Origin of the sequence: Synechocystis sp. PCC 6714, from assembly GCF_000478825.2 — a bacterium.
Classification (GTDB): domain Bacteria; phylum Cyanobacteriota; class Cyanobacteriia; order Cyanobacteriales; family Microcystaceae; genus Synechocystis.
In genome coordinates, this window is record NZ_CP007542.1 from 2162574 (window position 1) to 2175297 (window position 12724).

Sequence of the window (12724 nt, forward strand, 5' to 3'; positions counted from 1 at the left end):
GGCTAAATTTTTTCCGGGGGCCGGGCCCTAGGGCAGAATAAAGATTGAACTGTGCCAAAACAGTCTGACGCAAATGAGATTTATCGGATTTTAGCCAAACACCATGAGTGCATTGAACCATCAAATTATCGTTGTTGGGGGAGGAGCGGCCGGCATCACCGTGGCGGCCCAATTATTAAAACAGCAACCTAAACTCGACCTGGCGATCGTAGAACCCTGCGATAAACACTATTACCAACCCGCCTGGACCCTAGTGGGGGGCGGAACCTTCGCCATGGAAGACACCATCAAACCGGAGCAGGATTGCATTCCCAGCGGCGCTAAATGGATCAAAGCCAGCGTGGCCAGTTTCGACCCGGAAAATAATTGTCTCACCCTCCAGGACGGCCGCAGTCTCAGCTACGAATATCTGGTGGTTTGTCCCGGCATTCAAATTAATTGGCATCTGATTCCCGGGCTGCAGGAATCCCTTGGTAAAAATAGTGTTACAAGCAACTACGATCGCCGTTATGCCCCCTACACCTGGGAACTGTTGCAAAACTTTAAAGGCGGCAATGCCCTGTTCACTTTTCCGGCCACCCCGATTAAATGTGCCGGTGCACCCCAAAAAATAATGTATTTGGCCGATGAAACCTTCCGCAAAAATGGCGTGCGGGAAAAAACCAATATTACCTACGGGGTAGCGGTGGGAAAAATCTTCGGCATTCCCGGCTACTGCGAATCCTTGGAAAAGGTGGCGGCCAAGAAGAATATTGATGTGCGCTATCACCATAATTTGAAAGCCATTAACCCCGATGCAAAGGAAGCTACCTTCACCGTAAACGGCGAAACGGAAGTTACCATCCCCTACGACATAATTCATGTGGCGCCCCCGATGTCAGCCCCTGATTTCATTAAAAACAGCCCCTTAGCGGCGGAAAACGGCGGTTGGGTTGATGTGGACAAATTCACCCTGCAACATAATCGCTACGGCAACGTATTTAGCTTGGGCGATGCTTCTTCCCTGCCCACTTCCCGGACAGCGGCGGCGGTGCGGAAACAGGCTCCCGTGGTGGCGACCAATCTTTTGGCACTGTTGAACAATAAAAAACCAGCGGAACAATACGGCGGTTACACCTGCTGTCCCTTGGTCACCGGCTACGGCAAAACCATCATGGCGGAGTTTGACTATGATGGTCAGCCCAAATCCAGTTTCCCCTTTGACCCTACCCAGGAGCGATGGAGTATGTGGCTAGTGAAACGCTACGTCTTGCCCTGGCTGTACTGGAACCGGATGTTGAAGGGGGAAGCCTTTGAACCGGACAAATGGAAGCCCCTTTTGGGTAAATCCTAAGCCCAGTGGATGGGTTGCTAGGGAGGGTTTTGGCTAAAATTCTCCCTTGTGAAGACATCTAGACAAATTAGCCATCAAATTCTGGCGGTAGGTGCTATGATCAGCCAGTGAGATTAAGGATCGGTAGACGCACTTGTTATGAGTGTTAGTGCATTGTTTATGGTTACGCTTAGCAGGCTTCTCTCCGAAACCCACTCTCTTTCTTTTCTCTGGTTTTGGAGCTAATTTATGTCCATTTATGTCGGGAACCTTTCTTATCAAGCCACCGAAGATGACGTTTTAACTGTCTTCTCCGAGTATGGCACTGTTAAGCGGGTTCAACTCCCCACTGATCGGGAAACTGGTCGTATGCGGGGTTTTGGTTTCGTTGAAATGTCTTCCGAAACGGAAGAAGCGGCCGCCATTGAAGCTCTGGATGGAGCCGAATGGATGGGGCGGGATCTCAAAGTTAATAAAGCAAGACCGAGAACCCCTCGTTAAGTTTTTGCCTAATTACTTCAATTATAAAGATTTCAGTCGTTGTGAAGGGGAAGGTGCTTGAGTCATCTTTCCTTTTTTGCTAGGCAAGCTTACTGATAGACTGGGGGAGGTAAATCTGGCTCTTTCCCTATGTCGCTTATTCGTGCGCTGCACCAAAAATTAATAGATCAAGAAATTTCTGCTGTTGCCGTTGCCCAGGCCAGTTTGACAAGAATCGAAGCACTGGAAGGCAAGTTAAAAAGTTTTTTGCAGGTGACGGGTCCCCAGGCGATCGCCCAGGCAGAAAGGGTGGATGCCCAGATTGCAGCGGGGGAACCCATTAACTTACTGGCGGGCATTCCCATTGGCATTAAAGATAATCTTTGCACCAAGGGCATTGTTACCACCTGTGCTTCCCAAATTTTGCAGGGTTTTGTGCCTCCCTACGAGTCCAGTGTGACGGCAAAGTTACAGAATGTTGGGGCAGTAATGGTGGGCAAAACCAACCTGGATGAGTTTGCCATGGGCAGTTCCACGGAAAATTCCGGTTACCAGGTCACTGCTAACCCTTGGGATCTAACCAGGGTGCCGGGGGGATCTTCCGGTGGCTCCGCCGCCGCCGTGGCCGCCGATGAATGTTTGATTGCTTTGGGTTCTGACACTGGGGGCTCCATCCGTCAGCCCGCTTCCCTCTGTGGCGTAGTGGGCATGAAACCCACCTATGGCCTGGTTTCCCGTTTCGGCTTAGTGGCCTATGCTTCCTCTTTGGATCAAATTGGTCCCTTTGCCCGCCGGGTGGAGGATGCGGCCATTCTGCTCCAGGCGATCGCCGGCTACGACAGTAAGGATTCCACCAGTTTAAATGTGCCTATCCCTGATTACACCCAAGCCCTCAAGCCAGACTTAAAGGGGGTGAAAGTGGGGGTGATTATGGATGCCTTTGGGGAAGGATTAGATGATACGGTCAATGAAGCAGTGCAAACGGCGATCGCCAAACTGAAGGAATTGGGGGCCACCATTGAGGAAATCCATTGTCCCCGGTTCCGTTCCGGCATTGCGGCCTATTACGTCATTGCCCCTTCCGAAGCATCGGCTAATCTGGCCCGTTACGACGCAGTGCGCTACGGCCTGCGGACAGAGGCGGATAATTTGATGGAAATGTACACTCAGACCAGAGCTAAGGGTTTTGGTGCGGAGGTCAAACGGCGCATTATGCTGGGCACCTATGCTCTCTCCGCCGGTTATTACGATGCCTATTACCTCAAGGCCCAAAAGGTAAGAACCCTGATTAAACAGGATTTCGATCAAGCCTTCACCAAAGTAGATGTGCTGGTTTGCCCCACCGCCCCCACTACGGCCTTCAAAGCTGGGGAAAAAACCGACGATCCCCTCAGCATGTACCTATCCGATTTAATGACCATTCCCGTTAACTTAGCTGGTTTACCGGCCATGAGTGTGCCCTGCGGCTTTGACGACAATAATTTGCCCATTGGGCTCCAGTTGGTGGGTAATGCACTGGGAGAAGAAATGCTGTTCCGGGTGGGCTATGCCTATGAACAAGCCACCACATGGCACGATCGCCAACCGGATTTATCGGCCTAGTATTTTATTGTTCAGCTGCTTTTCCGCAGGTCTAGCAATATTTTGAAATTGAAGCTGCAATCAAAACGGCAACGGCGATCGCCAAGGAAAATAATTTTCTTTCTCTCGGCGTTCCTGCTCCTTGGGCCTTTTTTCTGCGGTGGTAGTCCCGCCCAGGAGCTAACCGTTCCTCTCACTGACCTGTGTCCCGAACCCATCACCGAAAGAATGACTCCCCACGTGGTGAAAGCCGGGGAAACCATTGACAGCATCGCCGGCCAATATCAACTGGTGCCTGCCACCCTCATCAGTGTTAACAGTCAGTTGTCCAGTGGCCAAGTTACCCCAGGGCAGACGATTTTGATTCCCCCTTTCAACGGTCGTTTTGTCTCCGTACCAGCGGGGGCCACTTGGCGGGATTTGGCCTCTGCCTATGGTTTGCGGGCAGATATTTTATTTGAAATCAACGGTTGCACAGAAAAACCCAGTCGTGCCTTTATCCCTGGCATCAGTTGGAGTGCCAATGCCCCTAGCAATGTGGATAACTACACGGGCTTGGCCCAATGGCCTATCCAACCGACTCCCAAAATTGGCTTAGATTACGGTTGGCAAAATCAAGCTGCAGGGCAAGATGCCTTTTTTCACAGTGGGGTGGATCTGTTGGCACCTCTGGATACCCCTGTTACGGCCGCCGCGGCTGGGGAGGTAATTTTGGTCAGTCAAGAAGGAGCCTATGGTTTTCTAGTGGTCATTGACCATGGTAATGGCCGCCAAACCCGCTATGCTCATCTGGCTCGATTTGCGGTAGGTCCTGGGGAAAGGGTGACCCCTGGTACTGTGATTGGCTACGTGGGCAGCACTGGCCGACCGGATATGGCCGAATCCCATCTCCATTTTGAAGTGCGGGTTCAGTCCCCCGTGGGTTGGGCCGCCCAGGATCCCAAATTGCATTTACCCCGTAATTAAAAAATCTTTCTCCCCCTTAAGCCCGGGACCAAGGCTTTTCAGCGCCGTACTTTTTGGTAAACTAGCAACGCTGTTACCTTTAGCGGTTTTGCCATGGAACTGGAACATCCCGACGATCTCTATTATTTGGATTCCCACGAGTATGTCCGCTTTGATGGGGAAACGGCCACCGTTGGCCTGAGTGCCTTTGCGGTGGATGAGTTGGGGGATATTGTCTTTGTGGAGTTACCCGAAGAAGGGGACAAAGTGGAATTTGAGCAGGCCATGGGGGCGGTGGAATCGGTTAAAGCCGCATCGGATTTATATTCCCCCGTTACGGGCACTGTGATCGAAAAAAACACAGCCTTGGAAGATCAGCCGGAATTGCTCAATCAAGACCCCTACGGCGAAGAAGGTTGGTTAATTAAAGTGCGGCTGGATGATGTGGAAGATGCCCAAGAAGGATTACTAACTGCTGGGGATTACCGGGCAACATTGGAAACGGGGGATTAGAGCATCTACCATTTTTTTTGGGCGATCGCCATTTAGCCATGGCTTGGCCGGGGTTTGACCCGGGTAGGAAATACGTATTTTGAGCAACAGGGCAGGAAATCATTATGCAATCCGTTGATTACACCACCCTGATGGCCATTTGTGCTGAACTCCAGCCCCATTGGTTGCCCGCCCGCATCGAACAAGTTTACCAGCACGATCGCCATGGTTTATCCTTAGCCCTACGTACGTTGGAAAACCGGGGTTGGTTGACCCTCGCCTGGCATCCCCAGGGAGCAAGGATTTGTTTAGATACTCCCCCGCCCCAGGAACCGGACACGTTTACTTTTAGCGATCAACTGCGGCATCAGCTCAAGGGTCTAGCGTTGATTTCCTTAGAACCCCTGCAACCCTGGGAACGGGTCATTGACCTGGCGATCGCCAAACGGCCGGGGGATGAACCTCTATACCATCTTTTTTTGGAGGTGATGGGCAAATATAGCAATCTGATTTTGACCGATGCCCAAGAGCAAATTATTACTGTAGCTCACCAAGTTAACGCCCAACAATCTCGGGTTAGAACAGTGCAAACGGGACAACCCTATCAACCTCCACCGGCCTTATTGGCCACGCCCCCCTCGTTGACGGAAAGTTTTAGTAATTGGCAGGAACGGGTACAGTTAATTCCGGGTTTGTTAAGTAAACAATTGCTCAAAAGTTACCGGGGAGTCAGTCCCATGGTGGTACGAAGCTTATTAAATCAAGCGGGTCTTGATTCCCAGATTAATAACCAAAATTTAACCGGCGAGCAATGGCAAAGTCTTTTTACTGCTTGGCAAAATTGGCTACAAAGACTGGAAAAATCAGATTTTCAAGGGAAAAAAATATCCTCTGGTTACACGGTATTGGGAAAAAATTCTGTTGTTAACGAAGTCAAAAAAATTGATGCAGTTCCACCGCAGCAAACTGCCGATACATTACCCATTAATCAACTTATCAGTGAATATTACCGAACAGAGTTGGGAAGAGAAGATTTCCAACAATTGCGCCATCAAATTCAACAAAAATTGGCTAACTTAATTGCTAAACTACAACAAAAAGCTGACACTTTTAAACAACGGTTAGCGGCGGCGGCCAATGCCCAACAATATCAACAGCAGGCGGATTTGTTGATGGCTTACCTCCACCAAGGGCAACCGGGTTTAAACTCCATCACTTTGCCGGATTTTACCGATCAATCCCCCGTCACCATTCCTCTGCAACCGGATAAAACCCTGATCCAAAATGCCCAGCGCCTTTATAAACAACAACAAAAACTGAACCGGGCTGAAGCGGCGATTCTACCCTTATTAGCGGCAGTTAAGCAGGAGTTAGCCTACCTGACCCAGGTGGAAACTAGTGTGCAGGCTCTAACGAAATTTGATAATCTCACCGACTGGCAAACGTTAACGGAAATCCGGGATGAGTTGGCGGAACAAAACTATTTGACCCTGGGCCATAGCCGTCCCCGCCGTAAGGAAACGGAGACTTTTCAGCCCCAACAGGTGTTAACCCCCTCTGGTTTTCCGGTCTGGATTGGTCGCAACAATCGTCAAAATGATTACCTTACCTTTCGGGTTGCCACCGAGTATGACCTGTGGTTCCACGCCCAGGAAATTGCCGGTAGTCATGTTCTACTGCGGTTACCCCCAGGGGCGATCGCCGAAGACCGGGATCTGCAATCAGCGGCGGACTGGGCGGCCTATTACAGCCGGGGACGGGGGGAGGAACAGGTACCCGTGGTTTATACCGAGCCTAAATATGTGTTTAAACCCAAGGGCAGTAAGCCGGGCATGGTGATTTATCAACAGGAAACCGTTATTTGGGGTAAACCGGGAGCCATTAATTTGGAATTGGCTAAAAGTTAACAATTATAGTCATTTCAAATAATTGCGAGACTGCTTAAGTCTTTATTGACAAGCTTTTCGGTGAATTTGAATGTCTCAGTCTTACTAAAAATGACTATACTAATTTGCTTAATTGCTTAACCAAGACGGTTGCGGTAATCTTCATAGCCAAAAGTTCGCCACAGCTCAAACTCCCCCGATCGCCGCAGGCAACCAATGGCGGGATGGTGTACCCCATTAAAGGTGGTGGTTTTGACCATGGTGTAGTGCATCATATCTTCAAAAATTAGGCGATCGCCTACCTGCAGAGGCTGATCAAAGGCATAATCCCCGAGAAAATCCCCTGCTAGACAACTGGAACCCCCCAGACGATAAACTTTGTCTCCCTTTTTAGGAATCCTAGCTCCCCTTACTTCTGGCCGATAGGGCATTTCCAAGCAGTCTGGCATATGGGCAGTGAAGGAAACATCCAGCATGGCGTGGGTAAATTCCGGCGTGGCAATTAAATCCTCCACTGTACTAATTAAAAACCCTGTCTGCCAGGCGATCGCCGACCCCGGCTCCATAATCAACCGCAGATGGGGATGGCGTTGGTGGAATTCCCTAATTACTTCAATGGCATAGTCCACGTCATAGCCTTGGCTGGTCATTAAATGTCCGCCGCCTAGGTTTAACCATTCAATTTGGGGTAAATATTGACCAAATAATTTTTCAATTTGGGCCAAGGTTTTTGCAAGCGCTAAATGATCGCTTTCACAGAGATTATGGGAGAGAAAACCGCTAATACCTGCTGGCAGACTCCCCGCTAACATTGCCCCCTGAACCCCCAATCGAGAACCGGGCACGCAGGGATTGTAAAGATCCGTTTGCACTGGCGAATATTCCGGATTAATTCGTAAACCCGCCTTTGCTTTTGTCCCTTGGAGTAAATCTCCATATCTCTGCCACTGGCCCAGGGAATTAAAGGTTATGTGGCTAGCCAAGGGAATGATGGCTGGCAAATCATCAGGGCGATAGGTGGGGGCATAAACGTGCACTTCCTTGCCAAATTCCTCCGCCGCCAGCCGTGCTTCCCATAGGGAACTAGCGGAGGCTCCAGCCAGACCGGATCGCAACCAAGGAAAACAGTGAAAGAGGGCAAAACCTTTGAGGGCCAACATCACTTCGATGGGAGCGGACCTTTGCAGACGCTCAAAAACCTCTAAGTTACGTTGCAACAATTCCTCTTCCAGCACAAAACAGGGGGAAGGTAGGCTAGATAAAACCGGCTTTTGGACGATACTCACCTTGAAACTGCTCACTCCAGCTAGAACAAAGAAAAAAGACTACTGTTAAAACAGTAGCCCAATCAAGTCTTGAGATTAACGGAGGTTGCCGGAGCTATGGGTTCACAATGCTCTGGGCGAAAAAACCTGAAAAAAGTTAAATATAGTTAAATATTTAGAGAATGCCGAAGAAGTGGAGCACACCTTGACCAGAAACAAGCTCAAGGATCAAAGCGGAAGAAAAGCCGATCATAGCCAAGCGGCCATTCCAGTTTTCGGCGAAAGCGGTGAATCCAAATTTAGAGTTTTCGTTGTTCATGGTTAAGAATGTTGTTACGAGCTGGGAGGGTTGTCTATGTAAATAAATGTAACAGAGTATTGCGTGAATAGCAAGTCTGTGGTGAAAAAGCCGACGGAAGGATGATGTTAGGCTCGAACAGGAGTTACATATCCCTGGGGGAATGAAGTGATGTTGTCTACAATCCTGGCGATCGCCCTATTGCTGGGGCTGTTCTGGTGGGCTAGACATAGGGCAGGTCGAAAAATTTCCTGGAGCAGAGGACGACGGCGATCATCGGGGTTTCAACAGGCCATTGACAATTCCCGTTCAACATCCACTAGGGTTCCCGGTAGATTGCGGCGAGATCTAATCCGCATTGCCGGTAATGCCCAAATAGCGGAGAGGTTAGTGCGAAATCTGCGGGCCAAGCATCCCGATCGCCCGGAGAACTGGTATTGGGAAAAGGCAATTTTTGATCTGGAACGCGATCGCCATTATTAGTTCGATTGGGAGAGTTTTCCTCCCCCTCCCAGCGGCCCCCCTATTAGTTTGCCTGGGGTTTAGGGCCATGGGAACAACCAACTTGCCTATTTTTTGACCGATTCTAGGACTTTGAGAACCTGAATTTTTTGTTGGGGGGACAAATTGAGAGTTGGCAAAATAGCTTTAACTTCTTGGCCCTGGGCCAAACCAGCTTCGAGTTTACCTTTCTGTTGCTCATCAAGAATCGCACCCAATTTTTCGAGCACTTCTAGTTTTTCAGGGCTAATTTGCGGAGCCGCAGTGCCGGTCATGGTTTGGGCAAATGCTCCATAAAAGGGAGTAAAGGTGGTTAATGCTAAGGATAACCCTAGAATTAGGGATTTTAAAATTAATTTCATCGGCAATACCATTAATTTTTCAAATTTTGAGGAATTTACTGTCAATTATAGCCCCAGCCAATAGAACTGATTGCTAGTCTTTAAGGTAGCCTCAGTAAATCCCAAACAAAGCAAGGAAAATAAGCCATGTAATGATACCCATGGCCGTAACCCAACTTCCATTAGTCAGCCATGATTGAACTGTCATCCCCCGGGACCCCTTTGGCCAAGTTCTTGATTAAGCTCTGGAAAGGGGCCCGCCCGCTCCGTTGCCCTTACCCTATGCTTGGTATGGTGGAAACCGCGAATTTTTACTATTTTCCCAACCTAGGCTGAATTAGATATTATTTGCCCTAACTTTTTATTTTTGACTATGGCCGTTGGCACCTTCAAACAAAGTAGATTTCAAATTCCTTTGCCCCGCCTTTCCGTCATGGATCGGTACCTGTTTGTGGAACTGTTCCTGCCCTTCATTTTTGGCATGGGCATGTTCACGTCCCTGGCCCTATCCATTGGCACCCTATTTGACCTGGTGCGACGGGTGACGGAATCGGGACTTCCCATGGACATTGCGGTGAAGATTCTCTTCTTAAAGATGCCGGAGTTTGTCGTGCTGGCATTTCCCATGTCCATGCTGTTGGCAAGTTTGATGGCCTATAGCCGTTTGTCCAGTGACAGTGAATTGATTGCCCTGCGTAGCATTGGGGTGAGCATTTATCGTCTGGTGGTGCCGGCCTTACTGTTTGGCATGATAGTTACGGGCATTGCCTTTATTTTTAACGACCGCATTACTCCGGCGGCGAGCTACGAAGCTTTGGCCACGTTGGATCGGGCTGTGAACGAAGACCGCCCCCCCCGCCAGGAACAAAATATTATTTATCCGGAATATGGCCCAGTGCGCCAGCCAGATGGCAATGAAAAGACTATTTTGAAGCGATTGTTCTATGCTGAAGAGTTCAACGGCAGTGATATGACGGGGCTAACCATCCTCGACCGTACCCAGAGCGGAGTTAATCAAGTGCTGACAGCGGAGCGGGCCAGTTGGAATATTTCTGAAAATACTTGGGATTTTTACGATGGCACAGTGTACCTCATTGCCCCCGATGGCTCTTACCGCAATATTGTCCGTTTCCGTCACCAACAATTGGCTTTGCCCCGGGCTCCCCTAGATTTAGCTAGTCAGGAACGCAAGGACGGAGAAATGACCATTGCCCAGTCCCGCCGCTACCTGGAAGTACTACGCCTAAGTGGGGATGACAAAAAAGTCCGTAAGCTGGAAGTCCGCATCCAAAAGAAATATGCTCTGCCCTTTGTCTGCTTTGTGTTTGGCCTCATCGGGGCGGCGATCGGGGTCCGGCCGCAAAACACCAACAAGGCCACCAGCTTTGGCATCTGTGTGGGTCTAATTTTCTTCTATTACCTACTTTCTTTCCTGAGTGAGTCCATGGGGATTTGGGGAGCACTGGACCCCATCACTGCCGCTTGGTTCCCCAACATCCTCGGACTGATTGCGGGCACCATTCTGCTGGTGCAATCTTCCCGCCTGCGTTGAAGTTGTTCCGATGTCCAGTTTCCAGCCCTAGTCTTCTTTTTGTCCACAGGTCTGGAGCTGGCGCAGAAGCACATTCAGTTCCGCTTCAAGGTAGAGATATTGTACCTGTTGGGGCGTTTGGTAAACTTGTTTTTGGTGATCGCCTACTGGCTTGGCAAGAACGGCAGATTTACTCATGAAGGTATTTTTATAAAGGGTTTTATCAAGCGAGGGCATTATACTGCTTTTTCGATGAAAAAACACAAACTTTTGTGACGATTTTTGTGACTGACCATCCTGCATTGCCCTAAAGTATCGGTTTAACTAGATGCAACCAGGGCATCCTAGGGGAAAACGAACAAGAATCCGGCAAAACGGTAACTTTCCCCACTGTTAGGTTAAGCAAAAATACTCAATAATTTCCTCCAGGACCGTTGTTGTCTGGGGTTGACCAGTGGAACAATGGGCTCTTTGGTGTTATCTGTATAGGTTAAGTTTCAGCTTGTTAACAAATCAGTGTGGTGTTGAGGTTGTATGACGAATGGTACCGAGTCTGCTTCGTTGCAGTCCTCCAGCACAGTCAAGGTTCGTTCCCATTATCGACCCAACAGCGGCACTGGTTCCCCCGGGGGACGTCCCCGCCCCAAAAGGGGTTTTCCTCCCCTGGGCAAGGGCTTAGTTTGGGGTGGTTTGGTAACTTTGACCGCCACCGTAGCGGCGATCGCCGGTGTGGGTATCGGCTTTTTTTCCCCCTGGACTAGGGGCCTAGTTCAGCAAATTGTGCCGGGGCAATCCGGTGCATTGGAACAGAGTCAGGGAGACCTATTTCCCTATCACATCAGTCGTCCAATCAATATTTTGGTCATGGGCATTGACCGGGTGGAGCCGACGGAAGCGGAACCAAATGTGGATGAGTTTGGTGGCCGCAGTGACACCATGCTGTTGGTGCGGTTTGATCCCCGGGAGAATAGTCTGAAATTGCTCTCCATTCCCAGGGACACTAGGGTTTTTATTCCCGATGTAGGCTATACCAAAATCAATGACGCCAATGCCTATGGCGGCCCCCAATTGGCGGCGAGAGTGATTAATCGCAACTTGGGGGAAGTCCCCATCGACCGCTATGTCAGGGTTACCACCGACGCATTACAAGAATTGGTGGATTTGGTGGGAGGGGTAGAAGTATTTGTGCCCCGCCCCATGTTTTATGAGGATAAAACCCAGCAGTTGTTGATTGATTTGCCCGCTGGCTTACAAACCCTCAATGGGCAACAGGCAGAGCAATTTGTCCGTTTTCGCTACGACGCCAACGGGGATATTGGTCGGGTACAACGGCAGGAAACCCTACTGAAAGCGTTGCAAAATCGCCTTAGCCATCCCAGTATGATCGCCCGCATTCCCAAAGCCATTGGCATTATGCACAAAACCGTTGATACTAATCTGACCATGGAAGAAATCCTCGCCTTGGTTAATTTTGGCCGTCAGCTCGATCGCCAGGAAGTACAGATGGTGATGTTACCGGGGCGTTTCAGTCAAGAGTCGGAATTTGATGGGCGCAGTTATTGGGTCATGTCCGATGCGGGCAAAAGGCAGGTGCTGAGGAATTATTTTGATGTGATTGAAGAAGTTCCCACCTGGGCGGAGACCCCCGGGCGATCGCCGGAAAGATTACGCATTGCCCTGCAAAACGCCACTGACGATCCCCAGGCATTGGAGCGGGTCAAAGAATATTTACTTGCCAAGGATTTTCGTAATTTTTATGAGACCTCGGAATCACCTCAGTTATTGGCGGAGACAAAAATTTTGGTCCAGCGGGGGGATTTGGACGGGGCCCATTATCTCCAACAAACCCTAGGAGGTGGTGTGGTGGAGGCTTCCTCCGTCGGCGATTTGGGTTCAGATTTAACTATCCAAGTAGGTCTGGATATTAATCAGTGGTTGCAAAACCCCGCCACAACGGACAATCTTTCCCCCCAGCCGCAATCTGGAGAACCTGGTTTCTAGACGTAAAGATTCCCTGGGGATATGTCTATTTTTTCGTGTTCAAGATTGATTGTTTAATGACGCTCCCTACGGATCAATCCAGCGGTATTCC

Annotated in this window: 13 protein-coding genes; 9 read left to right on the plus strand and 4 right to left on the minus strand. The window is 49.6% G+C overall.

All coding sequences use genetic code 11. From position 1 onward, the window contains the following. Positions 1 to 103 precede the first annotated feature (103 nt). The 6 genes from D082_RS09950 (at position 104) to D082_RS09975 (ending at position 6717) form a co-directional block, all read left to right on the plus strand. Entirely contained in the window at positions 104 to 1333 is a 1230-nt protein-coding gene (locus tag D082_RS09950) for an FAD/NAD(P)-binding oxidoreductase (protein ID WP_028947816.1), read from the plus strand. 228 nt (positions 1334 to 1561) lie between these two features. Next, a complete protein-coding gene (locus D082_RS09955; protein WP_028947815.1) occupies positions 1562 to 1813 on the plus strand; it encodes an RNA-binding protein in 252 nt (83 codons plus the stop codon). Between the two features lie 129 nt (positions 1814 to 1942). Continuing rightward, positions 1943 to 3394, plus strand: coding sequence for an Asp-tRNA(Asn)/Glu-tRNA(Gln) amidotransferase subunit GatA (gene gatA, locus D082_RS09960; protein WP_028947814.1), 1452 nt, complete (start codon positions 1943 to 1945; stop codon positions 3392 to 3394). A 48-nt stretch (positions 3395 to 3442) separates the two neighbouring features. Further along, positions 3443 to 4339: a M23 family metallopeptidase gene (locus D082_RS09965; RefSeq protein WP_238546680.1), complete on the plus strand. Its 897-nt coding sequence runs from the start codon at positions 3443 to 3445 to the stop codon at positions 4337 to 4339. Between the two features lie 93 nt (positions 4340 to 4432). Next, complete coding sequence (gene gcvH / locus D082_RS09970) at positions 4433 to 4831, plus strand: glycine cleavage system protein GcvH (protein ID WP_028947812.1); 399 nt, start codon at positions 4433 to 4435, stop codon at positions 4829 to 4831. Between the two features lie 104 nt (positions 4832 to 4935). After that, the gene (locus D082_RS09975; RefSeq protein ID WP_028947811.1) at positions 4936 to 6717 is read left to right on the plus strand and encodes an NFACT family protein; all 1782 of its coding nucleotides are present in this window, start codon (positions 4936 to 4938) and stop codon (positions 6715 to 6717) included. A 116-nt stretch (positions 6718 to 6833) separates the two neighbouring features. Here D082_RS09975 and nspC read toward each other — a convergent pair whose 3' ends face one another. Next, complete coding sequence (gene nspC, locus D082_RS09980; RefSeq protein WP_238546681.1) at positions 6834 to 7982, minus strand: carboxynorspermidine decarboxylase; 1149 nt, start codon at positions 7980 to 7982, stop codon at positions 6834 to 6836. Between the two features lie 154 nt (positions 7983 to 8136). Next, complete coding sequence (locus tag D082_RS17750) at positions 8137 to 8280, minus strand: chlorophyll A-B-binding protein (protein ID WP_038530698.1); 144 nt, start codon at positions 8278 to 8280, stop codon at positions 8137 to 8139. Positions 8281 to 8430: 150 nt separating this feature from the next. Here D082_RS17750 and D082_RS09990 point away from each other — a divergent pair, with 150 nt between their 5' ends. Continuing rightward, positions 8431 to 8742 (plus strand): hypothetical protein, encoded by a 312-nt coding sequence (locus D082_RS09990; protein WP_028947809.1) that lies wholly within the window; start codon positions 8431 to 8433, stop codon positions 8740 to 8742. An 86-nt stretch (positions 8743 to 8828) separates the two neighbouring features. Here D082_RS09990 and D082_RS09995 read toward each other — a convergent pair whose 3' ends face one another. Beyond that, the gene (locus tag D082_RS09995; RefSeq protein WP_238546682.1) at positions 8829 to 9122 is read right to left on the minus strand and encodes a hypothetical protein; all 294 of its coding nucleotides are present in this window, start codon (positions 9120 to 9122) and stop codon (positions 8829 to 8831) included. 352 nt (positions 9123 to 9474) lie between these two features. Between D082_RS09995 and D082_RS10000 the strand changes: the two genes are divergently transcribed. Next, positions 9475 to 10653, plus strand: coding sequence for an LptF/LptG family permease (locus D082_RS10000; protein WP_028947808.1), 1179 nt, complete (start codon positions 9475 to 9477; stop codon positions 10651 to 10653). Between the two features lie 27 nt (positions 10654 to 10680). On the opposite strand, the gene D082_RS18580 is transcribed toward D082_RS10000, so the two are convergent. After that, positions 10681 to 10830, minus strand: coding sequence for a hypothetical protein (locus D082_RS18580; RefSeq protein WP_158506508.1), 150 nt, complete (start codon positions 10828 to 10830; stop codon positions 10681 to 10683). 336 nt (positions 10831 to 11166) lie between these two features. Here D082_RS18580 and D082_RS10010 point away from each other — a divergent pair, with 336 nt between their 5' ends. Then, positions 11167 to 12633, plus strand: coding sequence for an LCP family protein (locus D082_RS10010; protein WP_028947806.1), 1467 nt, complete (start codon positions 11167 to 11169; stop codon positions 12631 to 12633). Positions 12634 to 12724: the final 91 nt, after the last annotated feature.

Bases quoted from the DNA above. Each gene is read 5' to 3' on its own strand.
- D082_RS09950 (WP_028947816.1), top strand. From the start codon at position 104: ATGAGTGCATTGAACCATCAAATTATCGTTGTTGGGGGAGGAGCGGCC.
- D082_RS09955 (WP_028947815.1), top strand. From the start codon at position 1,562: ATGTCCATTTATGTCGGGAACCTTTCTTATCAAGCCACCGAAGATGAC.
- gatA (WP_028947814.1), top strand. From the start codon at position 1,943: ATGTCGCTTATTCGTGCGCTGCACCAAAAATTAATAGATCAAGAAATT.
- gcvH (WP_028947812.1), top strand. From the start codon at position 4,433: ATGGAACTGGAACATCCCGACGATCTCTATTATTTGGATTCCCACGAG.
- D082_RS09975 (WP_028947811.1), top strand. From the start codon at position 4,936: ATGCAATCCGTTGATTACACCACCCTGATGGCCATTTGTGCTGAACTC.
- D082_RS17750 (WP_038530698.1), bottom strand. From the start codon at position 8,280: ATGAACAACGAAAACTCTAAATTTGGATTCACCGCTTTCGCCGAAAAC.
- D082_RS09990 (WP_028947809.1), top strand. From the start codon at position 8,431: ATGTTGTCTACAATCCTGGCGATCGCCCTATTGCTGGGGCTGTTCTGG.
- D082_RS09995 (WP_238546682.1), bottom strand. From the start codon at position 9,122: ATGAAATTAATTTTAAAATCCCTAATTCTAGGGTTATCCTTAGCATTA.
- D082_RS10000 (WP_028947808.1), top strand. From the start codon at position 9,475: ATGGCCGTTGGCACCTTCAAACAAAGTAGATTTCAAATTCCTTTGCCC.
- D082_RS18580 (WP_158506508.1), bottom strand. From the start codon at position 10,830: ATGAGTAAATCTGCCGTTCTTGCCAAGCCAGTAGGCGATCACCAAAAA.
- D082_RS10010 (WP_028947806.1), top strand. From the start codon at position 11,167: ATGACGAATGGTACCGAGTCTGCTTCGTTGCAGTCCTCCAGCACAGTC.